Source organism: Methanoregula sp., from assembly GCF_028712425.1.
Taxonomy (GTDB): domain Archaea; phylum Halobacteriota; class Methanomicrobia; order Methanomicrobiales; family Methanospirillaceae; genus Methanoregula.
This window is the reverse complement of record NZ_JAQTQD010000016.1, coordinates 35,568-61,228: the sequence shown is the minus strand read 5'-3', so window position 1 is coordinate 61,228 and position 25,661 is coordinate 35,568. Positions and strand designations below refer to the sequence as shown.

Below are 25,661 nucleotides of genomic sequence, written 5' to 3'. Positions count from 1 at the left end.
CCATACGGCGCCTCGGTATGGACATCCGGGCAACGCAGGCATTCACGAGCCCCGTGTACCAGATCGAGCTCTCGCTCATGGGCCGGCTCCTCTCGCAGGACCCCGCACTCTATGCCGACATCCTCCAGCAGAACCCGTTCGTGCCGGACGTGCTTGCCGGGTGCCGGGCATCCGCAACCGAACTTGCTGAAGTGATAAAAAGCCAGGACCCGGAACTCTTCCGCAGCTTCTTCGAGCGGAACAACCTCCATCTCGGGAATTACTGCAGGGAAGGCCAGAAGATAACCGATACCCTGATCGACTGCATGGTGGAGAAATGAAGATCCTCACGCTCGGGCCCGAGGGCACCTTCTCGCACGAGCTGGCGCTGAAGCTAAAAAAGAAGAACGACGAGATCGTCCTCCTCCCCACCATCCGGAGCATCATGGCCGCGGTGGAACGCGGGGAAGGCGAGGGGATTGTGCCCATCGAGAACTCGGAAGCGGGCGGTGTTGGCGAGACGCAGGACGGTCTTGCCCGGTTTCCGCTTTTCATCACCGCGGAGATGTACCTTCCCGTCCACCACAACCTCGCGTCGCTGGTGTCAATGAAAAAGATGCGGGTGATCTATGCACACCCGCAGACGCACGAGCAGTGCAGCGACAGGATCGAACAGTGGGGACTTCCGGTCATCCACACGAGCAGCAATGCGTCGAGCGCCCGCGAGGCGAAGAAGACTCCTAATGCCGGGGCGATCCTCTCGGAGACGGCAGCAGCGCTCTACAAGATGCCCGTCATCGTGAGGAATACCGAGAACAGCAGGACCAACACCACGCGGTTTGTCCGGATCGCACGCGAGCCGGCCCGCGACAAAAGGCCGGAGAAGTGCAGCGTCTTAATCGATCCGAGCACCGACCGGTCCGGGCTCCTCCATGACCTGCTGGAAGTCTTTGCCTCCCGCGGGATCAACCTCTCGCGCATCGAGTCGCGGCCCTCCAAGCGGGGGATCGGGAACTATGTCTTCTTCCTCGACCTTGCGTGGACGAAAAAAACTCCCGAAGCACTCGCAGCGCTAAAGGAGATCACGGAGATCAAGGAACTCGGCTGCTACAGGAAGACGGAGGTCCCGCCATGAAGAAGAGCGTGCAGCGGCACGGGAAGGTCGACCTCACCTTTGCTGCTCCGCCATCGAAGAGCTTCACGCACCGGGCGCTGATCGCAGGAACACTTGCCAGCGGGAAAACAACAATCTTCCGCCCGCTCGATGCCGAGGACACGCGGCTCACGGCAACAGCCCTCCGGCGCCTGGGCGTTGCAATTGTGGAGCAGCCGAACCGGCTCATCATTACCGGCTGCAACGGAGCGTTCCGGGACAAAAACCCGACAACGCTCGACCTCGACAACTCGGGAACAAGCCTCCGGCTCCTCACAACGCTCGCCCTGCTCTGCAACAACCCGGTCATTCTCACGGGTAGCGCACGGATGCAGGAACGCCCGATCGGGCCGCTCGCGGAGGCGCTGCCGGCACTTGGCGGCACGGCTGAGTTCCAGAACCAGCCGGGATACCCGCCGCTGAAGGTAAGCGGGAAACTCCGGGGCGGGCCGGTCGAGATCGACGGCTCGGTCAGCAGCCAGTTCATCTCCTCCATCCTCATGGCGGCTCCTTACGCGGAAAAAGAAATCGAAGTCACGATCCCGTTGCCCCCGGCATCGGCCTCGTACCTCGACATCACGCTCTCGGTGATGGAAGCATTCGGCGCAAAGGTGACACGACACGGGTACGAGCGGTTCGCGGTCAGTAACGATCACAAATACAAAGGACGGCGTTACACCATCGAGGGAGATTACTCCTCGGCCTCGTACTTCTTCGCCATCGCAGCACTCTGTGGGGGTAAAGTAACCGTGACGAAGCTTGCACCGGACTCCGTGCAGGGCGACCGGCGGTTCCTGGACGCGCTCGCTCTCATGGGATGCACGGTAACGTACGGGAAGGATGAGGCAACGGTCGAAGGCACCGGCACACTCCGCGGGATCACGTTTGACATGTCTGCATCCCCCGACACCGTCCAGACGCTCTGCATGGTCGCAGCCCGGGCATCGACCCCGACCACCATCACGGGCATCAGTCATTTAAAGTTCAAGGAGAGCGACCGTATCAATGGTACCGCAGAACGCCTCCGGGCGCTGGGCGGGGACGTGAGCGTGGATGATGATTCCATCACCATCTGTCCCGCTCCCCTCCACGGCGGCACAATCGACCCGGAGAACGATCACCGCACCGCGATGAGCTTTGCCATCCTCGGGCTTGCTGTCGGCGGGATCGAGATAACAGGCGCCGAGTGCGTGAACAAATCGTTCCCGGGATTCTGGGACGCAATGAAGGGCCTCATACCATGAGACGGATCGTGCTGACGGGCTACCGGGGCACCGGCAAGACCGAAGTCGGGAAGCAGCTCTCGAAGATCTACCGAGTGCCGTTCATCGACACCGACGCCCTCATCGAGCAGAAGACCGGACGGTCCATTCCCGACATCTTCCACGAGGACGGCGAAGAGCGGTTCCGCGACATCGAGCGCGAAGTGACGGCATCGCTCCCCACAGCGGATGCGGTTATCGGGACCGGGGGCGGGATTGTCACGGACCCGCGCAACATGGAGAAACTCCGGCGGGGCAGCACGGTCATCCTCCTGACTGCCGGCATCGACACCATCGAGCGCCGGATCAGCCGCTCATCGCGCCCGCCGCTCACGGGCTTACCCCTCAGGGAGGAGATCGCCGTCATGATGGACCGCCGGCGGCAGAACTATTACGCATCTTCCGATCTCTGCTTCGACACCAGCGACACAACCGCGGAGATCGCGGCAAAAAAGATTGCCGGTCTCCTGCAGGCGGGAACAGCATCCCCGGCAGCAAGGACCGATGCCCTTGCGTTCTTCCGCAGCGGGAGGATTCCCGCACCCGCACTCCGGCGACTGGAGGATCTCCTGCACGATCCACCCGCAGACCCGCAGACCCGGATCCTCGGCGTAGCGGGCTATCCCTGCGCCCACAGCAAGGGGCCCACCCTCTTCAATGGTTTATTCGCGGAGTACGGTCTCAACAATTTCTATACACTCTTTGAAGATCCCGAACTCGGCCAGATCATGCAGGTGGCACGGGCAATCAATGCAAAAGGGCTCTCGGTCACCATCCCGTTCAAGCAGGACGTGATCGCGTTCCTCGACGAGGTGGACGAGCATGCGGCGCAGCAGATCGGGGCGGTGAACACCGTGGTCTTTGCCTGCGGGAGCGCGATCGGGTACAACACCGACTGGCTCGGCATCCGGAAACCGCTCGTGGGCATGAAAGGCGCAAAAGCAGTGCTGCTCGGCGCGGGTGGAGTGGCATCGGCAGCAGCGTACGCGCTTACGGATCTCGGCATGGACGTCACCATCCTGAACCGCACGCCCGAACGGGCAAAGGATCTGGCAAAGCGTTTTGACTGTCGCTGGGCGTCCTGGGACACGTTCGACACCCTCAAACCGGACCTTGTCGTGAACACGACCCCGCTCGGCATGGAACCGGACACCCGGAGCCCGCTCGCAGAGAGCCAGCTCTATCCCGATCTCACGGTCTATGACCTCGTGTACACGCCTCCCATCACCCCGCTCATCGAAATGGCGCGGGCGAAAGGCTGTACGACCATCACGGGCACAGGACTCTTCCTGGAACAGGCAAAAGAGCAGTTCTATCTCTGGTTCGGGATCGATGTCCCCGAAGAAACGATGAGGAAGTATCTCCCATGAACACCTTTGGAACCAATTTCCGTATCACCACGTTTGGCGAGAGCCACGGGGCCGCTGTTGGCGTTGTCATTGACGGCTGCCCCCCGGGCATGACCCTTTCCGAATCGGATATCCAGCCGGCCCTTGACCGGAGAAAGCCGGGCACCTCCCCGCTCGTCTCGCCCCGGCAGGAGAGCGACAAGGTCGAGATCCTCTCCGGGGTCTTTGACGGAAAGACCACGGGCACGCCCATCGCCCTCCTTGTGAGGAACCATGATGCGCACTCACATGACTACGAAGAGATGAAGAACCTCTTCCGGCCGGGCCACGCGGACTTCACCTTCCAGCAGAAGTACGGGATCCGCGATTACCGCGGCGGCGGCAGAAGCTCGGGGCGCGAGACCATCGGGCGTGTCGCGGCCGGTGCCGTTGCGGAGAAATACCTCAAATCACTAGGGATCACGGTCAAGGGACATATCGTCTCCGTCCACGGAAAGGCAGGAGCACAGGAGATCGAATCCGAGATCCTTGCAGCAAAGAACGCAGGCGACTCGGTTGGCGGCATTGCCGAGATCGCGGCAAAGGGCTGTCCCGCAGGGCTTGGCGATCCGGTCTTTTCCAAACTCGACGCGGCAATCGCGGGCGCTATGATGGGTATCGGCGCCGTGAAGGGCGTGGAGATCGGGGCCGGCTTTGCCGTGGCCGGCCGGTTCGGCAGCGAGAACAATGATCCGATCACAAAGAGCGGATTCCTCTCCAACAACGCGGGAGGTATCCTAGGGGGCATCTCGTCCGGGCAGGAGATCGTTGTCCGTATTGCGGTGAAACCCACGGCATCCATTGCAAAGCCCCAGAAGACGATCGATGCACGCAGGAACGATGCATCCATCACGGTAAAAGGGCGTCATGATCCCTGCATCGTCCCGCGGATCATCCCGGTGGCAGAGGCGATGCTGGCGCTGGTGCTGGTGGATGCGGTGCTGGAGCAGAGGAAGTACCGGGAGTAAAATTTATAATAAGAATTCAGGATTTTTCATTTTTCGTATCATAGTTGCCCCCCCTTTGCGCCATCCCAGCCCCCGAGGGGGCAGGGGGCGCAGATGATGCCTTCGTATTACCTGTACGAGAATTATTGTATAGAACCTTGCCCAGCGAGCACCCGATAGGAATCGAGCGTCACATCAGTGAGGTTCAATTGGAGAAGCCATCGGGCTTCGAATCGTGCGAGCGACTCCCCGCATCAGCGGGGAGGGGGTGGAATCGTGATTTCTGCGTTTTTGCATCTAGGCATTTCGAAGATATCGTAATGTTGTAGATATTCCCAAAAGCGTCAATATTCTGAAAAATTTCAAAATAAGAATATTGGATTCAATCCCTCAGATATCCGAGTACATCTTCTTGTCAATCACTTTGTACACGACACCACCGGACGTAACAAACACCACGCACCGGTCACCGCCCCGGGTCCCTTTGGCAACAATCTCATCGCCTGCAACAGGCCGCTTGCCATTGCTCATGAGATATTCCTGGTAGGAGCCGTCTTCATTATAGACCCACATCACGATCTTCTGGGTAAACTGGATCCCCGGGCCGCCCTGGTAGAGCAGGTGCAGTTCCGAGGTCGGGCGGTTCTTCGTGAGCTCAAGGGTGACTGCCTGCGCCGGCGGGGGCACATCGATGGGGACATCGGCGGGGCTGGTCGGCGTTGGCGTTGGTGTTGGTGTCGGGGCCTGCGTTGTCGGCTCGGGGGTTGCGGTGGTGACCGGAACGGGTGTTTCCGGCGCGGTCCCGCTATCTGAGGTGCAGCCGGCGAGGAGCACGGAGAGCACGACCAGCAGGCCGGCTAAGAGATTTGCAGATGGCTTCATACCGGAAGGTCTGCTGTTGCCTGTTTTATGGTTTACGCTGGGATCCTGATGGAAAAGAGTAACGGATGTCAGCAGCCCAGGATCTTCCGGAGCTGCACGAACTCCTCAACCGAGTACTGCCCCTCTGCCGTGGTGTCGCCCATGTGGCAGTACACGAACTCGGAGCCAACAAGCGGGAGCATGGCCCTCGCGTGGCGGAACTGCGCGCCCATGACACCGGTGCAGATCGGTTTGTTTGCTGCCTGTGTGAAGGTGAGGAGTTCGATCACATCCGCATCGCCCTGCGGGGTGACCACGATCTTGGGGATGTCGCCGTACGTCCGGAGATCGCGCTCCATGGCGAAGAGTTCGCAGAGTGGGACCATCCGGGCCGTATGATACGAGGCGATGATCTTCTTTCCCGCTTCACGAATCAGGGGGGCAGCTTGCGCGAAGGGCTGCTCGACATCAACATAGTCCGCGAAGGGAAGGAGCGGCTCAACTTTCTTCAACCACTCTTCAGCGGTTCCGAAGAAACGCCCGCCTTCCTGCGCGGAGCGGAGCGTGAGGATAACGGGAAGCGATGTTGCTGCTTTCGCGTCCCTGACCTGCGGCAAAAGATCGCCCTCGTAAAGGTCGACGCGCAGTTCCACCAGATCGGCACCCTGCTGTTCTGCCAGAGCTGCTTTCGCGGGGTCCGTGAGGGCGGCAACGATCTTCATGATGTTATCATTCTCTTGTCCCTTCACCCACAAAAGCGTACCGGAGTGAGGGCGCAACCTTTGGCCATCAAAGGGATTTCATGGATGCTGAACAGGAGAAAACCGGCACACCCGGGACATTTATGACGAAGATAACTGTTAATGGGAATGCACAGCAAATCCATTATCAGCAGCCCATGGATGACAAAAGCCCGACCCGCTTCTCCTTGCACAATACCGGTACGCTTGCAGTATCCGCAGCCATCGTTATCCTCCTCCCCCTCCCCGTTGCCTTCATCACCGGCCAGTCCCTGATGGTCACACTGGCCCTGATGGCGAGCACCTTCATCATCGAGTACGGGGCCGCACCGGTCGGGATCTTCGGCGGCCTTGACCGTATCTTCGTCCTCTTCGTGCTCTCCTGCATAGCACTCGGGGTCACTCTCCTCCTTTTCTGTCTTTGCGGAGCCCTGGAGGAGCGCTGGCCACGGGTTGCCCGCTTCCTGGAAAAGAGCAGGAGCAGGGCACAGTCATCCCCGTTTCTCGCAAAATACGGCATCGTTGGCCTCGTCCCCCTGGTGATAGTACTGGGATTCTATGTCTGCGCCCCGGCAGCATGCATTCTCGGGTGGCGGCGGGACCACGCAACGGCCCTTATCATGGCGGGGTACATTATCGCGAGCATCGTGACCATTCTTTTGACCCATGGTGCAACCATGGTGTTCCTTCCCGTGGCCTGATACGCTGTGTCTCCCCATGCCGGCTCCACAAAAACCGTATTACCCGAGCTCCTTGCCCCGGCAGGTTCTCCCGAAGCCTTCCGGGCGGCAGTTGCTGCCAGTGCCGATGCCGTGTACCTGAGCGGGAAACGGTTCGGGGCACGGAAGTACGCTGCCAATTTCTCGGACAAGGAGATTGAGGAGGCGGTGAGATACGCCCATTCGTACGGGATCCGCGTGTACGTCACGATCAACACGCTCATCCATGACCGCGAGCTCGACGGGGTGCTTGAGTACATGTCGTGGCTCTGGTCCATTGGCGTTGATGCGGTCCTGGTGCAGGACACCGGGCTTGCCGCGCTGGCACGCGAGTACCTCCCCCGCCTCACCCTCCATGCATCGACCCAGATGACGATCCACAACAGCGATGGAGTGCGGTGGGCCGCGGAGCAGGGGCTGTCACGGGTCGTTCTTGCCCGGGAACTTTCGCTGTACGAGGTGGAACGGATCGCGGAGGAGACACGTGACACCGGCACCGGGCTCGAGGTCTTCGCCCACGGCGCGCTCTGCTACGGGTACTCGGGCCAGTGCCTCCTCTCGTCCGTTATCGGGGGACGGAGCGGGAACCGGGGCATGTGCGCCCAGCCATGCCGGAAGCCCTATGCTCTTGTACAGGGGGAGACCGATGCGTATGGCAGGCCGGAGAAACTGACAGACGTCGCGCTGAAGGAGAAGTATCTCCTCTCGCCAAAAGACCTCTGCACGTACCAGCACCTGCCGGAACTGGTCAAGTCACTGGTCGCATCGCTGAAGATCGAGGGGCGGATGAAGTCGCCGGAATACGTCGCCATGGTCGTTTCCACGTACCGGCGGGCTCTCGATGCTATCGCGACAGGAACCTGGGAACCGTCCCGGGAAGCGTACCGCGATCTCCTCATGGCGTTCAACCGGGAGTTCACGGACGGGTACCTGTTCGGCGACCGCTACAGGAAACTGATGGGACGGGATGCACCGGACAACCGCGGCCTTGCTGTTGGCCGGGTAGAACGGTACGACGGGAAGAGCAAAACGGCATTTATCCGGCCGTCCTGTCCCGTTACTCCCGTGCCCGGAGACGGCCTTCTCATCACCCTGCCCGGGGAGGCGGGCCGCGAGCTCGGGTTTGCACTGAATGCTGCTGCAAAACCTTCCCCCCGGGGGTACCTGCTCCCCGTCCCGGCACCGGTGCCGGAAGGCGCACTCGTGTACCTCACCTCCTCTCCCGGCTTCGATGCCCGGGCACGGAGGATCATCGCGAAACCCCCCGCTGATGTGCTGCGCCCGCTGCCTGCCGACCTCGAAATCACGGTCAGCAGCAGCGGATCTGTTTCCATTGACGGCATGGTGACGCGCCCCGATGGCAGAACCATCCCGGTCTCGTACCGGCCCGAACAGGCACTGGAACCGGCTACAACCCGCCCCCTCACGGCGGGCCAGCTGGAGGAGCAGTTCAGAAAGACCGGGGGGACGCCGTTTGTTGTCCGGACATGCACCATCCGGTATGATGGCGGCCTGTTCGCTCCCATGGCCCTCCTCAATGAGATGCGGCGGGAGTTCTTCCACAAGGCCGGCGAACTGCTCGGTGCCTCGTACCGCCCGTCTCCTGAAGATGTCACGAAGGTACAAAACGCCCTGAAGGCCAGAAAATCCGGTCGTTCCCATCCTGCACAGAACGTTCGCGAAGCTGCTGGCAGGCTGCGGGTTGCGGTAATCACTGATACACCAGACAGCGTCATTGCCGCACGGGACGGAGGCGCTGATGCAATCCTGTTCGAACCCGCTATCCCATCGGACCGGCACACCTGCGGGAACAGGCTCCCTCACGATCTCCTCCGCATGCAGATCCGGGAAGCTTTAGATGCCTGCCGGAATACCAATGCCCGGTTCGTCCTGAAACTCCCCCGTATCCTGCACGATGGCGAGCTGGAAAGAATCCTTGTTGAGATCCGGGATGCAGAGCACAATGGACTTGCTTTCTGCATGTCCGAAAATTCCGGCACCTCGCACGCAATCGCCCGGGCTTTTCCCGGCATGACTCTCCATGGCGGTGCCGGGCTGAATATCTTCAACCATGCTGCAGCCACCCGGGGCGCACCGAAGTACAGTCTCCTCACGCTCTCGTCCGAGTTGTCCCGTACGGACATTGCGGAACTAACAACATCAGCCAAAATCTATGGGGAAGTTTCTGAGTTTGCCCTCATCGTGCAGGGGAGCAGCGAGGCTCTGGTAACAGAGGACTGCATCCCCCGGCTGGTGCGCCAGTGCCGCGGGGACCGGGGCAGGCTGTTTGCGCTCCGGGATGAGACCGGGCGGGTCTTCCCCATCCATCAAGCCGCGGACTGCCGGACACGGATCGCGAATGCTGCCGAGCTCTGCCTCATCGATCTTCTCCCGGAAATCCGCGATGCGGGCATAACGGAGATTGTCATTGACGCACGGTTCCGGCCGTCAGCGTACACTGCCGCGATGACCCGCCTGTACCGCGAGGCTGTCGATGTGCTCGGAGAACCCGGCTCGCACAGGGATGGAAAACTGCGGGACCTGAAGGAGCGGGTAAAAGCCCTCTCGCTTGGCGGCATCACCGCAGGCCACTTCCTCCGCGGGCTCAAGGAGTAACCTGGCGGAACCACCGGTCCCTGCAGCAATTCCAAATATTCATCATTCCCCAGCCAAAAGGTGTTATTATTCCCCTGAAAAAGCGGAGGACGTTTGGCATGTCATCACCACTGATTCTTGTTAACTTAAAGACGTACAAGGAAGGGATGGGTAACCGGGCCCATATGATCGCACAGGCTGCACAGGCCGTCAGCCAGGAGAGCGGGGTGAGCATCGGGGTTGCCCCGGGATACATCGACCTCCACCCCCTCTGCCACCACTTCTCCATCCCGGTCTATGCCCAGCATGTCGACGGCTGCGAGCCGGGCGCGAACACCGGGCATACCACGGTCGAAGCCATCCGTGCAGCCGGTGCGGCCGGGTCCCTCGTTAACCATTCCGAACGGCGCCTGACCATTGCCGACATCGAGGCAGCGGTCCGGGGCCTCCGCAGCCAGAAACTCATCTCCGTTGTCTGCTCGAACAACGAGAGCACGAGCGCAGGGGCGGCGGCCCTTGCCCCCGATTACGTTGCCATCGAACCCCCGGAACTGATCGGCAGCGGGGTCTCGGTTTCAAAGGCGAATCCTGATATTATCAAACGGTCCGTGGCTGCCGTCCATGCCGTGAACCCGAATGTCAAAGTGCTCACCGGGGCCGGCATCCAGTCGGGAGAGTGCGTGAAGATCGCCGTTGACCTGGGAACGGACGGTGTCCTCCTTGCATCAAGCGTGGTAAAATCAAAAGAACCGGCCGCGGTCCTCCGCGACCTTGTATCAAAACTCTGATCTTTTTTCACAAAGTTACTTCAGGAAGAGATACCAGACTCCCACGATGATGATGAACAAAACAACGCCGATTCCGATTACTGTCATGCTGCTGATCTCGGATGATTCTTCCGCCATGTAAAACTCCTCATCGCGGTCAGGTAACCACGATAATAATCGCTTGGTAATATACGTTAAATACTTTTGTGTGGTGCAGCACGCTTTTTTTAGGAAATGGTGCCTGTTCCACTCATAAAAAAAGAAGAAGAAAAAAAACCGGCCTTTTCACATGATGAGGGAGATGAGGTCGTGCTTGGTGATGACCCCCTTTACGATCCTCCCATCAACAACGAGCACCGCGTGGTTCTGCTGCAGGATGTTCACGACCGTCTCGACATCCATGTCAGGAGGGACGGTCGGGAAGCCGGGCTCCATGAAGTCCCGGACAAAGAAGAGGTGGGTCTTGTGGAGGCGCTGCTGCTCGATGGCCTTGACGATCACGGCCTCTGAAATGCAGCCCACCGGAATGCCGCGCTCGATGACCGGCAGCTGGGAGATGTTGTTCTTTTCGAAGATCTCCACTGCGCGGCTGATCGCGTCCTGCGGCTGGACCGAGAGGACGGGGGTGTGCATGATCTGGGCGGCGCGAATCTTCTTTGGTTCCGCGCTGTTGAGGACGACAATAATCTTGTTGAGCGTGCTGACCCGGGGGTCGACATTGCCTGCCTCAATCCGTGCCACCATGGACTGGCTGATGCCGGCGCGTCGTGCAAGTTCGGTCTGCCGCATACCGAGCGCCTCACGGCGTGCCCGGAGTTCCTCGGGAGTTGGTACGTGCATTGCTGATTACTACTGGTTATAAGATGATATCAACCTTGCCCCAGAACCGGGACATGTGCAGATTCCCCTCGGAAAACATGATGGGGCGGAACGGGCTCGCGATAGCAGGGACTCGCGGAGCGCTGATTTTTGTATTATTGGCAGTGATTTTTTCCAGTTCCGGCACGGCATTTTCCACCCGCATGCATAATTCTTTTAAACCTCTGCTGGTATAACGTTGGTAACGATAATCCGGCGTCCTGATGCCGGATTAGTGTTCTCTATGACAGAGTCCGAGACAAACGATGATGATGAAGAGAACCATCGGCGGTCCTCTTTTGTAACCGGTAGAGATGTTGACTGTTTTGTTTGCCTGCCCGGCAAACACGGGGCGCAAGCGGCAACGCGGGAGCGGATCATCCCATGAACTCCCGGTTCAATGGCAGCCACCGCGGGGAGGCTGCAAGCGTTCCCCCGGTTCCCGGCTCCTGCGTCCCGCTTATCCGGCCGGATACCCTGCTGCCTCCAGCCACCGCAGCAGAATCCCCGGTACCTCCGGCACGCCACCCTGCCCGGGGCACGGCAGCACGAAAAGAGCCTTCACTCTCGCATGACGCCCTCTACACAGTCTGGCGCGATCATGTCCTGCATATCGTGAGCGCGAACTATTCCTACAAGACCGAGCCCTATTACACGATCCTCCGCCATGAGCTGGAAGGCACGGCCGTTCTGCCATCCAGTGCGTCCGTGATCGATGCCTACGTTGTCCCGGTCTGCCTTGAACGTGCGCTCCTTGCCGGAATCCCGGTATGCGAATGGGGTATCTCGCAGGCATATACCCCCCTCCCCGCCATTCTCTACGGGTTGAACTACTATGCAACGGCTGCGGAATATGCGGTTGTCTGCGATACCAAGAAAGCAAAAGAGTTCGTGAAACATATCACGAACCGGGGGAAGTATCCCTTCTGCTACCAGAAACTGGCTGAAGATGCGGAGATCGGGTCGTGCACCGCCATATTCGGCAGGACTGCTGGCAGGTGCAGCCATGTTACGGGCCTTGCGCGGCAGGTCTACGACCTCTTCCATATCCCGCTTGTCACCATTGTGTACATACGGAGCGGGGAGCAATACCTCCTCTCCTCCATCTCCCCGGTCAAAAATTCGCACCTGTCCAGAGAAGAGCGCACGATCCTTTCCGCATACCTCTCGCAGCAGGAGTTTTTATGAGCCGGCTCGGGATCTTTGTTGACCGGAAGACCCTCTCGAACGCGGAGCAGCTGGGGGCACTGATCCGGTGCCGTGACGTAGCCGAAGAGATGGGACATGACGTTGACTTCATCTTCCCGGTGGATATCGGCAAGATCCCAAAAGAGGATGCACTTTTCATCCGGGCACGGACCGATCCGATGAATGTCACATACGTTGCCGCACGGATGGCCGCGTTCCACAACATACCGGTCATTGACGACCCGCAGTCGATCCGGATCTGCTCGGACAAGATCAATATGTACTCCCACCTCATCCGGGAGGGAGTCTCGCTCCCGAAGACGGTTTTTCTCTCAAAAACTGACCTCACTGTCGAATGTGTGACCCGGCTTTTTGATGAAATGGGCTCACCCCTCATTCTCAAGGAGCCCTCGACCTCGTTCTCGCTCCGGGTCGAGAGGGTAAATGACATTGCCGGATTCTTCCGGGTTGCACGACGGTTCATCAGGCTCTCGGACTGGATCGTGGTCCAGCAGTACATCGAGAGCAAATACGACTGGCGGGTCGGGGTTCTCGACGGGAAACTCCTCTATGCCTGCAAGTATACCATCCCCTCGGTGACCTTCAAGATCCAGGCATCGGTGAACGGGCATATCGTGTACTGCGGGGTCGAGAGCGTACCGGAAAAGGATGTCCCGCCCCATGTTCTCAGGCTCGGGATCGAGGCTGCTAATGCCATCGGCCACGGGCTGTACGGGGTTGACATCAAGAATACGAACGGCGATGCGTACGTGATCGAGGTGAACGACAATCCCTCCATCGAGAGCGGAGAGGATGACTGTTATCCCCGCGTCTTCGAGCAGATCGTAGAACACCTTACTGCCTGATGACACCATGACTGACGACTGGATGACACGTGCAGAGGCTATCTGCATGCTCTGCGGAGGGAACTGCTGTAATGGTGCACAACCCCCGATCTCGGAAGAGCGTTACAAAAGGCTGGTTGCACAGGGAGTTCCTGACGCAATATTCGGGCAGGACGGGTACCGCTTCGTAAAGACCCGGGATGACGGGACCTGCATGCTCTGCAAAGGGGGGAAATGCAGCATCCATGCCTTCAAGCCGGAGACCTGCATCGCAGGCCCGTTTACCTTCGATGTGACAGCCGACTCAATCCGGATATTCCTGAAATACGAGACAATCTGCCCGATGGTGCGGTTGTTAAAAGAGTTCCCGGAAGCATACGACCAGCAGTATGCCACAGCAGTCGGGAACATCACCCGCCTCGTTTCGGATTTGCGCGAAAATGAACTGGCCGTAATCTGCCAGATAGAGGAGCCGGAGACAGAGATTGTCGCGGAGATCCCGCGCGTATACCAGGCGCAGCATGACGATCGGCACTGAACACGAATTTTCCATCAACGACAGCGGCTTTCACGCGCTCCCGGTCTCCGATCTGGTCCTGAAAGAGATTTGCGGCAGCTATGAGAGCGACATCCTGTTCGGGGACGTCAGGCTTGCAAAGGAACTCCAGAAGACCGTGATCGAGATGGTCCCGCGATCACCGGCAGAGGAGATCATGGCGCTGGAATCGCAGCTGACAGGCGGCTTGTCACGGTTTTACCGGATCTTCGGCAACCGGTACCGTCTTCTCGGCCTCGGGATGCACCCGACGGCCCGGGTCCACGAGATCCCGGTCTGGGACCATGACGAGGGGGAATATTACCGGACCTATGACCGGCTCTTCGATATCCGGCAGCACGGATGGCTGAACATCCAGGCCCTCCAGATCAATCTCTCCTTCCGTGACAGCAGGGAACTGATCTCCCGGTTCAACCGGATCCGCTCGCTGCTCCCGTATCTTATTGCGGTCACGGCCTCATCGACGGTAGTGGAAGGGAGGCTGACCGGGTCCTGCGACAACCGGCTCCTCTTTTACCGGCAGAACCAGAAAGAGCTCCCGGCGATATGCGGCGGGATCATTCCGGAGAAGATCCGGACGGTTGCCGATCACAAACGCCGGATGGAGGGCATCTGGCGCGAACTCCGGTCCCGCGATGCGGGCATCCTCTGCGAGGAATGGGTGGACTCAGCAGGTGTTATCGTACGTTTCTCGCGCAGGTGCCTGGAGATCAAAGCGCTGGATGAACAGGAGTCGATCCGTTCCGATATGGCGTTTGCCGCGTTTGTTTGCCCGCTCCTGCGATGCCATTCCCTCCCAGTGGAGACCGGGCAGGACGCGCTCCTGGACATGACAGAACGGGCAATCCGGCAGGGGACTGCGGGGCTCAAAGACGAACTGCGGCAGTTATATGACCTTGCGTGGCGGAATGCGACCCCTGATGAACGTAATTACCTCCCGGTGGTAAGGGACAGGATCGAGAACGGGTGCCTTGCAGAGAGGATCGCCGGGCGGATTTCCCGGGGGGAGGCCCTGACAACCGTGCTTACAGACATGGAGACCTGCCTGCGGGAGAACCGGGCGTACGGGATCTGATGTGCCGGAATGGGGGGCCTCAAGCGATCACCCTTTAATCCGTTCCACACTATTCTATTTCAGGACAGGTTGCTATGACCCGGACACTCCTCTCTGAAGCCGAAGGCTATGCTCTGCTTGCCGCCCACAAGATTCCGGTGCCGCAGCATTCGCTCGCTACTTCACCGGAAGATGCCGCCAGGGCTGCCGATACCATCGGGTATCCGGTTGTCATGAAGATTGTCTCACCGGAGATTGTCCACAAGAGCGATGTCGGCGGCGTCGTCACTGGCGTCCGCTCTGCAGAGGAGGTGCGGGTTGTATTTGAACGGATCATAGAGAGTGCGCACTCCCGTGCCCCGGATGCCCGTATCACCGGGATCCTTGTCGAGCAGCACCTGCCGCCCGGGCTGGAACTCATCATTGGCGGAAAGATCGATCCGGCGTTTGGCCGCATACTCACGGTAGGGCTTGGCGGGAAGATGGTGGAACTGCTGCGGGATGTCTCCCTCCGGGTCCTTCCGGTCAGTAATGACGAGATCGAAGAAATGATTGGTGAATTGAAAGGGTACCCCCTGATCGCCGGCTTCCGGGACGAGCCTTCCCGTGACAGAAAGACACTTGCCGCGATCATCCGGTCGGCTGCGGACCTCTTCCTCTCCGATCTCACGCTCTCCGAGTTCGATATCAATCCCCTGGTCCTGTATACGGACGGGGCATGTGCTGTCGATGCCCGGTTTTACCGGGAAGAGCAGGAAATCCCTCTGGAAACAGTATCTTCCGCAGGGATGGACAGCAGCCTGCTCGACATTTCATCTATTGCTGTTGTCGGGGCATCGCAGGACCCGGGCAAGATCGGGTATGCGATCTGCCGGAACCTTCTCACGTTTCCCGGCTCGCTCTACCCGGTCAATCCAAAGTCACCCATGATTCTCGGGCAGAAGGCATACCCGGACCTGGCATCCATACCTGGCAGGGTTGACCTTGCCGTGATTGCCATCCCCGCCGCCGGTGTGCCGGGCGTCATCGAAGATGCAGGAAAGAAGAAGATCCCGCTCTCCATCATCATCTCCTCCGGATTCCGCGAGGGTGGGGGCGAAGGCAGGAACCTGGAAGAGGACATTCTTGCCATCGCCCAGCGTCATGGCATGCGTATCATGGGGCCGAACTGCCTCGGGCTTATGCTCCCCCACAAGGGGATCAACACCACCTTTGACCCGGTTTCCCCCCGGCCCGGACAAATTGCTTTCATCTCGCAGAGCGGCGCCATCATCACCACCATCGTGGACTGGAGCCTGCCGGAAGATATCGGGTTCTCCACGGTCATCAGTGTCGGGAACCAGGCAGACCTCACGTTCGAGGACTTCATCCGGTATGCCGGAAACGATCCCCAGACCCGCTCGATCATCCTCTATATCGAGCAGATACGGTTCGGGAAGAGGTTCATGGATGTCGTGCGGCGCGTCTCGCTCACAAAACCGGTTGTCGCCATCAAGTCCGGTGCTTCCCGGCTGGGGCAGAAGGCCGCATCCTCCCATACCGGATCGCTTGCCGGAAGTTACGATGTGTACATGGCCGCGTTCCGGCAGGCAGGGGTCATACCGGCCCGGTCCATCCGCGAGGCGTTCCAGGCTGCGGAGCTGCTTTCCTCCGAGGGATATCCCCGCGGCACGCGTGCCATCGTCATCACCAATGCAGGCGGATTTGCGGTTCTCTCATCGGACTATGCGGAACGGTTCGGCATTGAAATGGTGGAATTCCCTCCCGATCTTGTCTCGGAACTGGATATTGTGCTTCCCGCCAACTGGAGCCGGGCAAATCCCATCGACATGGTCGGGGATTCCAGCGCCGACCGGTTCGCCCGCACGTTCGACATCATGATCCGGCGCCAGGACCTCTGGGACATCGCGTTCATCGTAGCCGTCCCTTCGGCCATCTCCGATCCGATCCGCGTAGCAAACGAGATCGTCCGCTTCTCAAAGCATACCCACAAGATGATCGTGGGTTGCATGATTGGCGGCGACAGCATGAAGACCCCGCTCCGCATCCTCCGCGACTCCCGGATCCCCAACTTCCCTGATCTCGAGGATGCCTTCCGGACGGTGGGGAATATCTGCCAGCATAAGTGCAGCTCGGGCTTCCCGGGGTGCAGGCATGGATAGAGAAGAGCGGGCATTATTGGCAAAGATTTGAATAAACGGGCTCTGTAGGAAACCTGTGTGAGATAGTATTAGTTAGGGATTGGACCACGGGCGCTCGGGGTCTGTCGATCCTCGCATCGCGAAGAATCCTTCGGATTCTTCTCATCCTCACAGTCTGCCAACCGTTCGGACCGTGGAGCAGGGTCGCAGATGGACACCCAAAAATGAATGATTGAAACCGGGGTTCACTTTCGCAATTCCATAAAAAGGACGCTGTGGAAATGATTTCAACAAAGCGTTAATTTCGGAAAAATGGAGAATACGAGAAAATGGAGATTTACAACATAATCTTCTTCAGTATCCGGCCTTCGCGGAATACGGTAATCCCACCTCCGCTCTGGGATACCACGATCCCCACAGCGTTGGTCACAGCGGTGATCGCCGCCACTGAGTTGTGCCTTGTGCCCATACCGGGCGGGAGGGACACATTGCTTGAGTCCACCGTGATGTAGCGGCCGACCGATTCGATGAAGCCGTCGCCCGTGAGAACAAAAGCGCCGTCAAGCTGTGCAAGGGCCTTGATGTTCTCGTTGATTCCCGGGTTTGTGACCATGCGCAGTTCGGGTTTGTGCCCCTCGAACGGGTTTAAGATGATCTGGCGGGACTTCTCCAGCACGTTCTTGGTATCCCCGATAAGGAAGGTCGTCCCAACGGGCTTTCCTTCCCGTCCCTCGATGGTTATCTCCGTGCAGATATGGAAGACCGCATCGAAGACTTCCTCCTTTATGTCCGTGTCGGCAACGACCATGTCCTTCCACGTATCGGTGCTGATCCGGACCTCTCCGCTGCCACGCCTCCGGTCTGTGATGTCATGGCCGATGCAGAGGATCTCGATGAGACGGCCCTGTTCATCGCGGATCGCCTTGTTGATCCAGGCGATCCAGACCCGGTCACCGTTCCTGCGGATGTTCTCGTTGATGTTCACTGCATAGCCCTCGGCGTTGAAGCCGATGTCGTTAGCCATCATCGAGAGCCCGTGCTGGATCCGGGACTTCTCGGCAACGATGGTGCCGACCAGGTTCTTCCCGATCACGTCCTCGGCACTGTAATCGAAGAACGTGAGAGCATAAGTGTTGAAGAAGGTAATGGTGCCCTGCAGGTCCATCCGGATAATGATACTCTGGCTGTTGGTCTGCACCTCGCGGTACTTTGCCTCGCTCTCGCGGAGGGCGTCTGTGAGTTTCTGTTTCTCGGTGTTGTCCGTGACCACAAACGTCCCGCCACGGACAATGTCCTGAGGATCGAGTGCCTGGGCCTGGATATGGCAGGGAATTGCCTTACCGTCCCTGCGGACGAGCCGACAGTCTGCATGAGCAAGCCCCTGCGGATCCTTCCGGATCTGGAACTCACGGGCAAGCTGGTCGAACTCTTCCGGGGTCCGGATCAGGGTGTGAAGCTCCTTCCCGACAAGAGATCCCTCATCAGTCCCGAGCATGGTGACAAAGGGGCGGTTCACCCATTCGATGACCCCGTTCCTGACCTGGAATATTCCCAGTGGGGTTGCAGACAGGATAGTTGCGAGCTGCTCGGTCTGAGCTTTCTGTTCGCGTTCGGCCTTCCGCCGGAGCATGGTCTGCTTGATAAGGGTGACCATCTCCATCAGCTGTGGGCGGAGATCTCCGGAGGAGGGGAGGGTGATCTCCGTGGCATTGCTCACTTCCTCAAGGGAGATTTTGTTTGGCCCCCGGCGCCCGAGCAGGATGACGGGCGTCGTATTCCCCTGGCTCTTGAGGTACTTGAGGAAATCTATCCCGTTCATGTCCGGCACAAACTCGATGCCGTTGACTGTGGGAAGCTGCTCGTAGGAGATGATGACATCATAGGTCCTCCCCCGGAGTTTGTCTGTTGCCTGCTTGATGGAATGAGCCTGCTCTATCCGGATATCGCCGGTCTTTTCAAGAAAAGTACGGATGCGGGTGAACAGGTCGGTATTGTCATCGACAAACAGGATCGAGATCATCGTACATCGTCCGGAGCTGGGGATCCGGGGTAATTATTATCAGGTGGATGCCAGAGCGATAAATAGTTGTTGAGAAAACGGGAAACCCGGGCATTTCCTGAACGCGATCCACCGAGATCTGCCCGTATCCGCGGGGATTTTCCTTGGATCAAAAAGAGTATCGGTTGGGCAGAAAGCCCGGTCAGTCTTCGGAATGGGAGACAATAGCGAGCTGGTACATCCAGTCCATCAGCGGGTGGCACTCCTCGACAACACATTCGAGGTCGCACCCGATGCAGGGGATCAATTCGTCGCCGGCAAGCAGGTGTAATGGATTGACCGGCATCTGTTTTGCCTTGAGAAGATAGGTCTTGAGCCCCTCTTTCTTGAACTCGATACGCTCGATGAGACCGCTCTCCTCCAGTTTCTTGACAATCCGGGAACACTTCCGGCTGTCAACCCCCAGCTCCTTCCAGAGCTCGCTCTGGAGAACTCCTTCGGGCCGGGACTGGATCAATTTCAGCCCTTCCTCTATAGGGCCTTCATGGGAGTCGTTTTCCCGGACCTCTTCTTCACGCGGAGCTTCTGTTTTCTGCTCCTTCTTCGGAGATCCCTTCTTTGGGAGTTCCTTCTTCGGAGATCCCTTCTTTGGGAGTTCCTTCTTTGGGAGTTCCTTCTTTGGGAGTTCCTTCTTTGTGGCTGGTGTCTTGCTCATAATACCGGCGCAATGGTGAGGATATTATTCCCACGGATGACAACCATCCCGAGGCTTCTCCCGCGCTGGTTGTCGACATACTCAATGGTCTCATCCATGTGGATGTTTAAGTATTCGTCCACCGCAACGAGGCGGCCCTGCAGCTTCCGCCCCTCATCCTTGATCTCGACGGAAATTTTTGAATCAACGAGTGCAAACACTTTCTTTATCGGCAAAACAATTCCGTTAACCATCTGCCCTAATTTGGGGTGGTAGAGTATTAAGGTTTGTGGATTCTGAGGGCCATCAGACCCGAAGAAGGAGAAGAATTGCATAGCTATTCTTCGACCTTTCACGGCCCATCAGGCCTGAAGGTCGGCAATCGCCTCCCTTCAGGTTGTCGAGATTCGAAGATTTCTGTTGAAATCTTCTCATCCTCAGGATTCTGATGAACCCTTCGGATTCTCTGACCTCTCCAATCCCGAAAATCTGCCCTGAAAACAAAAAGACTGAGGGGATTACTTCCTCGCCTTCCGCACAACCGACGCCGAGCCATATGCCCCAAACGCCCGGAAGAAGACAAGGCTCTCGGCATAGGCCATGGACTGGATGGCATGCTCGGTCTTCTCGTCAAGGGAGTAGAGATCCTTGAAGAACTCCTTGATCGCCATCTTGCAGTTGCCGTCAAAGATCTGGCAATCGGACTTGCCCTGGTTGAGCGGGCGGTACTTCTCCAGCGTCCAGTCCTGGATGCTCTTGTAGAGCGCCGGTTCGTAGACTTTCAGGGTGCTGAAGACAACATCCTGCCAGAACGTGCCAACATTCCCCTTGATGATATCCCCTTTCGGGAAGTGGAGGTTGATGAGGTCGCGGGGCGTGCCGGTGATACCGTGCTGGGCTATGCCGACGTTGAGCTTATTATCCCGGAGCGCTTGGGCAATCTCCTTTGTCTGGGGGATGTCGATGGAGAGCTGCTCGACAACATTGCCGGCAGCGTCATAGGTGTGCCCATGTGTGCTGCCGTTTGCGATGGCAAGGACATGGGGGTTGACTCCATTCTCGTTGAGGGCTTTGATGAACGTAACCGCCTCTTCCGGTTTGGTGAGGACGAGCCCGCTGTTGTCCTTCCTCCCGATCTCGCCGACTTCGACCTCGAGCCCGAACTCCTTATTGTTCATCTTCTTACTGATGTACTGGGCAAGCTCCGTAGTGACACGGATGTTCGGATCGAGTTCCTCGCGGACATTCTTCCCCTCAAAGTTGAAGAGGTGGGAGGCATCGATGGCAAACGAGGTATACCCGGCGGCGATCTGCGCATCGATGAGCTGCTTCGTGCTCTCGATCTCGGCTGCATCCCCCTTTTTGATGGTGATATGGTCCGCGTGGAGTGCCCACATATCGAACCCGACCGCGGCTGCCGCATCGTTCATCCGTTTCGAGAAATCCGCCGGGGTCATCCCGGTATACCCGCCCTTTAAATCGCACTCGGACCGCGCCAGTTCCATGAAGACGGCCGAGTCCGTGTCCTTTGCTGCCCGGAAGATCCCCTTCGCAACCGAGGCAACGCGTACGTTTGCCGCCATCACGATAGTCTTCTGGCCGGCAAGCGCTGAAAGGATTGCCGAACCCGGCATTGGACTAAAACTCTTCACCGACATACTGCATCACACCAGTGTATTCATCCTATCTGCTTAAATTCATCCTTCCCGGAAACATTTCTCAATGAGAGCAATCTCTTTTTTCCCGCCGGCATAGATAGGCGTTACGACATCATGGGCCTGCGGGACGATCCCGAGGATATCCGTCTTCCCGTTGCTGATCGCGCCGCCGGCTTCGTGCAGGATCTTCCCCATGGGATTTGCCTCATACAGGAGGCGCAGCTTCCCCTTCTCCTTGCCTTTGATACCCGGGTAGCTGAAGACACCGCCCTTGTGGAGGATCTGGTGGACATCCGCGACAAAGCAGCCGCTGAACCGGAGCTTGTAGCCTTCCCGCTCAAGTTCTTCGATCCACTTCGCATGGGCCGGGAGCCAGTCCTTCCGGAGAGCACCCGGGGCGAATATCTTCCCCTCGGGAATCTTCAGGTCACGCTGACGGAGGATGAACTCGCCCGATTCATCAAGGACAAACTCGTGGACGCCTTTGCCCGTTGTATAGGTCAGGCTCGTGAGCGGCCCGTAGAGCAGGTACATGGCCGCAACCATCGTCGATCCTTTTGCCAGGACGTGGCCGGGATAGATCCCGATGATCGTACCCACGCAGAGGTTCACATCAATCAGGGAGGACCCGTCAAGCGGATCGATCACAACACCAAACTGCGCTTTTGGATCTTTCACCTCAACAATAGTCTCCTGCTCTTCGGTAGCGACATAGCGGGCAAGCCGGGACTCCCGTATCCCATCCACGAACACAGAGTCCGCGTACTTGTCGAGCGGCTGCTGCTCCTCGCCATAGACGTTCTTTGTCTTCCCTCCATCCTTTGCCTTTCCGCCGGCAACGAGGAACCCCTTCCTGATAGAAGGAGCGCGGCTTGCCAAAAAGAGGATCAGTTCTGCGAGGTTCTTCTCCGTTCCTTCATGTTCAAGGAATTCTTTTAGTTTCATGGTGTACCGCCATCCAGATCAAAAGAATATTCAGCCGCAGGGGGGTCCGATTTTAACCCCTCAGGTATGTAGTCGTTTGGTTGCGATCTTTATCAGGATTATTATTGATGAAAAACGCGAAGGTCCACGGAAATGGTGGGGATGTGGGGGGGGGAGGCTGCCCAAGGGGGTAAGCTCCCTTGACCACCCTTTTCATTTTTTCAAGGGTCGCATACAGCCAAGTTCCACGCGGCGAGGGTCGGCAGACCCCGAGCGCCCGTGGCTCCTCCATCACCATCTAACACATTTTTACACAGGATTTACGCAGAGATAAAAAAAAGGATCCTCCCGGTCACTCGCCGGGAGCACCTGCTCCTTTCTCACTCTTCGGCAGGTTGCTGAAGGTTACCTCCAGCACGCCGTTTTTCAGCGACTTTCTCATGGTCGCAGAGTCCACTCCCGGGACCTCGGCAGTGGAATGGTAGTGGTTATCCGCATCACCGGCATCGATCACGAGGGTCGTGCCCTTCATGTCCAGCCGGACCGATTCCTCCGTTATGCCGGGTAGTTCCGCGATGACCATCGTCTCGTCGCCGATATGATGGACTTCGGCAACCGGTTCGCCGGCACTGCGGGAGAGTGCGGGCTGGAATTCCGTCACTTCCCCGGGCCCCTCACCATTGTTGATGACAATATGATAGCCGTATACTTTCGGTCCCCCGATTGACATGTCCCGGCTCATCTGCGAGAAGAGCCGTGCGAACATCTCGTCCATCTGGTCGAACATATCCATGGGATCTCCTTTCATTTTCATCACCTCGTTTCCTGTTGTTGTCTTACGCTTTCTCCAGTTTCTTCTCCAGCGATTCTGAGAGTTTCCTGATCGCATCAAAGTCCTTCTTCCGGGAATACACGGCAGCTCGGAGTTCCGCAGCAAGTTTCTCGTCGGCCTTCTTGTGGACCATGCCTGCCTGGCGGATCAGGATTGCTGCCTTGTCCAGGACCTCCCGCTGCTCCTGGTTGTAGAGCATCTCCCATGCCTGCCGTTCGGACTTCTCCAGGGTCTCTGCGTCAAGCGATCCCTTCACTTTCAGGAGCGCGGCATCGAAGTGCGCCCGGGTGAGCATCACGTTCTTGATGGCATCCTTCCGCTCCTGCTCGTTCCGGCCACCCATCTGCACGATGAAGTCGCGCATCGCGGCCATCTTGGCCTCGCGGACCAGTGCCTCGATATCGGCGCCGACATAGCCCTCTGTCTGTTTCACGAGCGCATCGACGTCAACGTCCTTTGCAAGGATATTGCCGGTCTCGCCGCCCAGGTAGACCTCGAAGATCTTCTTCCGACTCTCTTCATCGGGAGCAGGCACCCAGATGTGCCGTTCCAGCCGGCCCGGCCGGAGCAGGGCATCGTCCAGCATGTCCGGGCGGTTGGTTGCCGCGAGCACCGTGACATTCTTGAGCTCCTCCATGCCGTCGAGCTCGGTCAGGATCTGGGAGACCACGCTCTCGGTCACGTGCGAGGAGCCCTGGTAGCTCCCGCGCTTGGGCACGAGGGCATCGATCTCATCGAAGAAGATGATCGACGGGGACGCCTGTCGGGCTTTCCGGAAGATCTCCCGCACACCTTTCTCCGATTCGCCAACCCACTTTGACAGGAGCTCGGGGCCCTTCACGGCAATGAAGTTGCACTCGCTCTCGTTTGCAACGGCCTTTGCAAGCAGGGTCTTGCCGGTGCCGGGCGGGCCGAACATCAGGATGCCCTTGGGGGGCTTGGTCTGGAGCCGCTCGAAGACATCAGGGAACTTCAGCGGCCATTCGACCGCTTCCTTCAGTTCCTGCTTCACGTCCTCGAGGCCTCCCACCTGCTTCCAGGTTATGTCGGGCACTTCTACCAGCACCTCGCGCATGGCCGACGGCTCCACGTGTTTCCGGGCCTCGGCAAAGTCTTCGTTTGTGACACGGAGCGCATCCAGTACCTCTGTCGGGATATCCTCATCGATCTTGATCTGGGGGATGATCTTCCGGAGCGCATGCATTGCGGCTTCCTTGACCAGCAGGGCGATGTCGGCACCGACAAAGCCATGGGTGGTGTTGGCGAACTCCTCGATCTTTACGTCTTCGGCAAGGGGAACACCGCGGCTGTGCACCTGGAAGATCTCCATCCGGCCTTTCTTGTCCGGGATGCCGATCTCGATCTCCCGGTCGAACCGGCCGCCACGCCGTAACGCGGGATCGATCGAGTCCGGGAGGTTGGTTGCCGCGATGACGATAACCTGGCCGCGGCCCTTGAGTCCGTCCATGAGCGCCAGGAGCTGGGCAACGACACGCCGCTCCACCTCGCCCTGGACCTCCGCACGTTTCGGTGCGATGGCATCGATCTCGTCAATGAAGATGATCGCAGGCGAGTTCTGCTCGGCTTCCTCGAACTTCTCGCGCAGCCCCTTCTCACTCTCGCCATAGTACTTGCTCATGATCTCCGGGCCGGAGAGCGTGATGAAGTGGGCGTCGACTTCGTTTGCAACCGCCTTTGCTATCAGGGTCTTGCCGGTGCCCGGGGGACCATAGAGCAACACGCCCTTGGGCGGCTGGATCCCCAGGCGCTCGAAGATCTCCGGGTGGCGGAGCGGGAGCTCGATCATCTCGCGGACGAGCTGGAGCTCGCGGCCAAGGCCACCGATATCCTCGTAGTGGATATCGGACATCTCCTGCTTGCCCTCTTCGGGCTTGTAGGCCTCTTCCTTGAGCTCGATCTCGGTGTCATCGGTAACGATGACCATGCCCTTGGGGGCGACCTTCGTGATGACCAGCGTGATGGAGTTCCCGATTGCGTCAACGCGGACAGCCTGGCCTTCGATCACCGGCCGGCCGCGAAGCACCCTCGAAAGGTACTGTTCACCCCCGATAAGACGGATGGGCTGGGTAGGCTGGACAACGATCTTCTTTGCATATTCCGCCTCCGACTTTTTGATCCTGACCTTCTCGTCGATACCGGTCCCTGCATTCCCACGGACATTACCGTCGATGCGGAGGATGCCAAAACCGGTATCCTGGGCAAAACCCGGCCAGACGATCGCGGCGGCTTTTTTCTTGCCCTGGATCTCGATTACGTCACCGGAGACCAGGCCAATCTTCTTCATCACCTCGATGCTCAGGCGTGCAATCCCGCGACCGGCATCGTCGTGGGCCGCTTCCTTCACCGTAACTTCGTAATAATCCATATCTGTCATCGTAAAACACCTCGTTCAATCAAGGTTTACCATTAGTTAGTGCGCTACTATATATAAATGTTGTGCAAGAAGAAGGCGCCCGCGAATCTGAAAAACACGGGGAGGT

Annotated in this window: 23 protein-coding genes; 13 read left to right on the top strand and 10 right to left on the bottom strand. The window is 58.6% G+C overall.

Going from position 1 to position 25,661, the window contains the following annotated elements; genetic code table 11:
* The 5 genes from PHF39_RS09720 to aroC all read left to right on the top strand — a co-directional run.
* On the top strand, window positions 1-320 hold a 320-nt coding region (locus tag PHF39_RS09720; protein ID WP_300223415.1), incomplete at its 5' end, for a prephenate dehydrogenase dimerization domain-containing protein.
* A complete protein-coding gene (locus PHF39_RS09715) occupies window positions 317-1,114 on the top strand; it encodes a prephenate dehydratase domain-containing protein (RefSeq protein WP_300223414.1) in 798 nt (265 codons plus the stop codon). The genes PHF39_RS09720 and PHF39_RS09715, both read left to right, overlap by 4 nt.
* Entirely contained in the window at window positions 1,111-2,376 is a 1,266-nt protein-coding gene (aroA, locus tag PHF39_RS09710) for a 3-phosphoshikimate 1-carboxyvinyltransferase (protein ID WP_300223413.1), read from the top strand. The genes PHF39_RS09715 and aroA overlap by 4 nt, the downstream gene beginning before the upstream one ends.
* Window positions 2,373-3,764, top strand: coding sequence for a shikimate dehydrogenase (gene aroE, locus PHF39_RS09705; protein WP_300223412.1), 1,392 nt, complete (start codon window positions 2,373-2,375; stop codon window positions 3,762-3,764). Before aroA ends, aroE begins: the two co-directional genes overlap by 4 nt.
* The gene (gene aroC, locus PHF39_RS09700) at window positions 3,761-4,750 is read left to right on the top strand and encodes a chorismate synthase (RefSeq protein WP_300223411.1); all 990 of its coding nucleotides are present in this window, start codon (window positions 3,761-3,763) and stop codon (window positions 4,748-4,750) included. The genes aroE and aroC overlap by 4 nt, the downstream gene beginning before the upstream one ends.
* 369 nt (window positions 4,751-5,119) lie before the next feature.
* On the opposite strand, the gene PHF39_RS09695 is transcribed toward aroC, so the two are convergent.
* Both PHF39_RS09695 and PHF39_RS09690 read right to left on the bottom strand, forming a co-directional pair.
* Window positions 5,120-5,611 (bottom strand): hypothetical protein, encoded by a 492-nt coding sequence (locus PHF39_RS09695; protein WP_300223410.1) that lies wholly within the window; start codon window positions 5,609-5,611, stop codon window positions 5,120-5,122.
* A gap of 68 nt (window positions 5,612-5,679) precedes the next feature.
* Window positions 5,680-6,312 carry a type I 3-dehydroquinate dehydratase gene (locus PHF39_RS09690; protein WP_300223409.1) on the bottom strand — a complete coding sequence of 211 codons (633 nt, stop codon included), beginning with the start codon at window positions 6,310-6,312 and terminating at the stop codon, window positions 5,680-5,682.
* A 176-nt stretch (window positions 6,313-6,488) separates the two neighbouring features.
* Here PHF39_RS09690 and PHF39_RS09685 point away from each other — a divergent pair, with 176 nt between their 5' ends.
* The 3 genes from PHF39_RS09685 to tpiA all read left to right on the top strand — a co-directional run bounded on the left by PHF39_RS09685 (window position 6,489) and on the right by tpiA (window position 10,432).
* Window positions 6,489-7,031 carry a small multi-drug export protein gene (locus tag PHF39_RS09685; RefSeq protein WP_300223408.1) on the top strand — a complete coding sequence of 181 codons (543 nt, stop codon included), beginning with the start codon at window positions 6,489-6,491 and terminating at the stop codon, window positions 7,029-7,031.
* A gap of 6 nt (window positions 7,032-7,037) precedes the next feature.
* Window positions 7,038-9,665 carry a DUF3656 domain-containing protein gene (locus PHF39_RS09680; RefSeq protein ID WP_300223407.1) on the top strand — a complete coding sequence of 876 codons (2,628 nt, stop codon included), beginning with the start codon at window positions 7,038-7,040 and terminating at the stop codon, window positions 9,663-9,665.
* 98 nt (window positions 9,666-9,763) lie between these two features.
* On the top strand, window positions 9,764-10,432 hold the full coding sequence (gene tpiA, locus PHF39_RS09675) for a triose-phosphate isomerase (protein WP_300223406.1): 669 nt from the start codon (window positions 9,764-9,766) through the stop codon (window positions 10,430-10,432).
* Window positions 10,433-10,696: 264 nt separating this feature from the next.
* Here the strand turns inward: tpiA and PHF39_RS09670 are convergent, their stop codons facing one another.
* Window positions 10,697-11,251 (bottom strand): CBS domain-containing protein, encoded by a 555-nt coding sequence (locus PHF39_RS09670; protein ID WP_300223405.1) that lies wholly within the window; start codon window positions 11,249-11,251, stop codon window positions 10,697-10,699.
* 402 nt (window positions 11,252-11,653) lie between these two features.
* Here PHF39_RS09670 and PHF39_RS09665 point away from each other — a divergent pair, with 402 nt between their 5' ends.
* From PHF39_RS09665 to PHF39_RS09645, 5 genes are all read left to right on the top strand, one after another.
* Entirely contained in the window at window positions 11,654-12,457 is an 804-nt protein-coding gene (locus tag PHF39_RS09665; protein ID WP_300223404.1) for a RimK-like ATPgrasp N-terminal domain-containing protein, read from the top strand.
* On the top strand, window positions 12,454-13,323 hold the full coding sequence (locus PHF39_RS09660) for a RimK family alpha-L-glutamate ligase (protein WP_300223403.1): 870 nt from the start codon (window positions 12,454-12,456) through the stop codon (window positions 13,321-13,323). Before PHF39_RS09665 ends, PHF39_RS09660 begins: the two co-directional genes overlap by 4 nt.
* A 7-nt stretch (window positions 13,324-13,330) precedes the next feature.
* Complete coding sequence (locus PHF39_RS09655; RefSeq protein WP_300223401.1) at window positions 13,331-13,840, top strand: YkgJ family cysteine cluster protein; 510 nt, start codon at window positions 13,331-13,333, stop codon at window positions 13,838-13,840.
* Window positions 13,824-14,933, top strand: a complete 1,110-nt coding sequence (locus PHF39_RS09650; RefSeq protein WP_300223399.1) for a glutamate-cysteine ligase family protein — start codon at window positions 13,824-13,826, stop codon at window positions 14,931-14,933. Before PHF39_RS09655 ends, PHF39_RS09650 begins: the two co-directional genes overlap by 17 nt.
* 74 nt (window positions 14,934-15,007) lie before the next feature.
* Window positions 15,008-17,074 (top strand): acetate--CoA ligase family protein, encoded by a 2,067-nt coding sequence (locus tag PHF39_RS09645; RefSeq protein ID WP_300223397.1) that lies wholly within the window; start codon window positions 15,008-15,010, stop codon window positions 17,072-17,074.
* Between the two features lie 316 nt (window positions 17,075-17,390).
* Here the strand turns inward: PHF39_RS09645 and PHF39_RS09640 are convergent, their stop codons facing one another.
* The 7 genes from PHF39_RS09640 to PHF39_RS09610 form a co-directional block, all read right to left on the bottom strand.
* Entirely contained in the window at window positions 17,391-19,073 is a 1,683-nt protein-coding gene (locus PHF39_RS09640; protein ID WP_300223395.1) for a PAS domain S-box protein, read from the bottom strand.
* Between the two features lie 181 nt (window positions 19,074-19,254).
* On the bottom strand, window positions 19,255-19,587 hold the full coding sequence (locus PHF39_RS09635; RefSeq protein WP_300223416.1) for a MarR family transcriptional regulator: 333 nt from the start codon (window positions 19,585-19,587) through the stop codon (window positions 19,255-19,257).
* Window positions 19,588-19,763: 176 nt separating this feature from the next.
* Window positions 19,764-20,000, bottom strand: coding sequence for an LSM domain-containing protein (locus PHF39_RS09630; RefSeq protein ID WP_300223393.1), 237 nt, complete (start codon window positions 19,998-20,000; stop codon window positions 19,764-19,766).
* 264 nt (window positions 20,001-20,264) lie between these two features.
* Window positions 20,265-21,404 (bottom strand): class II fructose-bisphosphate aldolase, encoded by a 1,140-nt coding sequence (locus PHF39_RS09625; protein WP_300223392.1) that lies wholly within the window; start codon window positions 21,402-21,404, stop codon window positions 20,265-20,267.
* Window positions 21,405-21,443: 39 nt separating this feature from the next.
* Window positions 21,444-22,349, bottom strand: coding sequence for a class 1 fructose-bisphosphatase (locus tag PHF39_RS09620; protein WP_300223390.1), 906 nt, complete (start codon window positions 22,347-22,349; stop codon window positions 21,444-21,446).
* 331 nt (window positions 22,350-22,680) lie between these two features.
* Window positions 22,681-23,142, bottom strand: a complete 462-nt coding sequence (locus tag PHF39_RS09615) for an Hsp20/alpha crystallin family protein (RefSeq protein ID WP_300223388.1) — start codon at window positions 23,140-23,142, stop codon at window positions 22,681-22,683.
* Between the two features lie 22 nt (window positions 23,143-23,164).
* On the bottom strand, window positions 23,165-25,555 hold the full coding sequence (locus PHF39_RS09610; protein WP_300223386.1) for a CDC48 family AAA ATPase: 2,391 nt from the start codon (window positions 25,553-25,555) through the stop codon (window positions 23,165-23,167).
* Window positions 25,556-25,661 lie beyond the last annotated feature (106 nt).

Bases quoted from the DNA above. Each gene is read 5' to 3' on its own strand.
- PHF39_RS09615 (WP_300223388.1), bottom strand. From the start codon at position 23,142: ATGAAAATGAAAGGAGATCCCATGGATATGTTCGACCAGATGGACGAG.
- PHF39_RS09695 (WP_300223410.1), bottom strand. From the start codon at position 5,611: ATGAAGCCATCTGCAAATCTCTTAGCCGGCCTGCTGGTCGTGCTCTCC.
- aroE (WP_300223412.1), top strand. From the start codon at position 2,373: ATGAGACGGATCGTGCTGACGGGCTACCGGGGCACCGGCAAGACCGAA.
- PHF39_RS09690 (WP_300223409.1), bottom strand. From the start codon at position 6,312: ATGAAGATCGTTGCCGCCCTCACGGACCCCGCGAAAGCAGCTCTGGCA.
- PHF39_RS09650 (WP_300223399.1), top strand. From the start codon at position 13,824: ATGACGATCGGCACTGAACACGAATTTTCCATCAACGACAGCGGCTTT.
- PHF39_RS09640 (WP_300223395.1), bottom strand. From the start codon at position 19,073: ATGATCTCGATCCTGTTTGTCGATGACAATACCGACCTGTTCACCCGC.
- PHF39_RS09645 (WP_300223397.1), top strand. From the start codon at position 15,008: ATGACCCGGACACTCCTCTCTGAAGCCGAAGGCTATGCTCTGCTTGCC.
- aroA (WP_300223413.1), top strand. From the start codon at position 1,111: ATGAAGAAGAGCGTGCAGCGGCACGGGAAGGTCGACCTCACCTTTGCT.
- PHF39_RS09610 (WP_300223386.1), bottom strand. From the start codon at position 25,555: ATGACAGATATGGATTATTACGAAGTTACGGTGAAGGAAGCGGCCCAC.
- PHF39_RS09660 (WP_300223403.1), top strand. From the start codon at position 12,454: ATGAGCCGGCTCGGGATCTTTGTTGACCGGAAGACCCTCTCGAACGCG.
- PHF39_RS09665 (WP_300223404.1), top strand. From the start codon at position 11,654: ATGAACTCCCGGTTCAATGGCAGCCACCGCGGGGAGGCTGCAAGCGTT.
- PHF39_RS09655 (WP_300223401.1), top strand. From the start codon at position 13,331: ATGACTGACGACTGGATGACACGTGCAGAGGCTATCTGCATGCTCTGC.
- PHF39_RS09685 (WP_300223408.1), top strand. From the start codon at position 6,489: ATGGATGACAAAAGCCCGACCCGCTTCTCCTTGCACAATACCGGTACG.
- PHF39_RS09625 (WP_300223392.1), bottom strand. From the start codon at position 21,404: ATGTCGGTGAAGAGTTTTAGTCCAATGCCGGGTTCGGCAATCCTTTCA.
- aroC (WP_300223411.1), top strand. From the start codon at position 3,761: ATGAACACCTTTGGAACCAATTTCCGTATCACCACGTTTGGCGAGAGC.
- PHF39_RS09715 (WP_300223414.1), top strand. From the start codon at position 317: ATGAAGATCCTCACGCTCGGGCCCGAGGGCACCTTCTCGCACGAGCTG.
- PHF39_RS09620 (WP_300223390.1), bottom strand. From the start codon at position 22,349: ATGAAACTAAAAGAATTCCTTGAACATGAAGGAACGGAGAAGAACCTC.
- tpiA (WP_300223406.1), top strand. From the start codon at position 9,764: ATGTCATCACCACTGATTCTTGTTAACTTAAAGACGTACAAGGAAGGG.
- PHF39_RS09670 (WP_300223405.1), bottom strand. From the start codon at position 11,251: ATGCACGTACCAACTCCCGAGGAACTCCGGGCACGCCGTGAGGCGCTC.
- PHF39_RS09630 (WP_300223393.1), bottom strand. From the start codon at position 20,000: ATGGTTAACGGAATTGTTTTGCCGATAAAGAAAGTGTTTGCACTCGTT.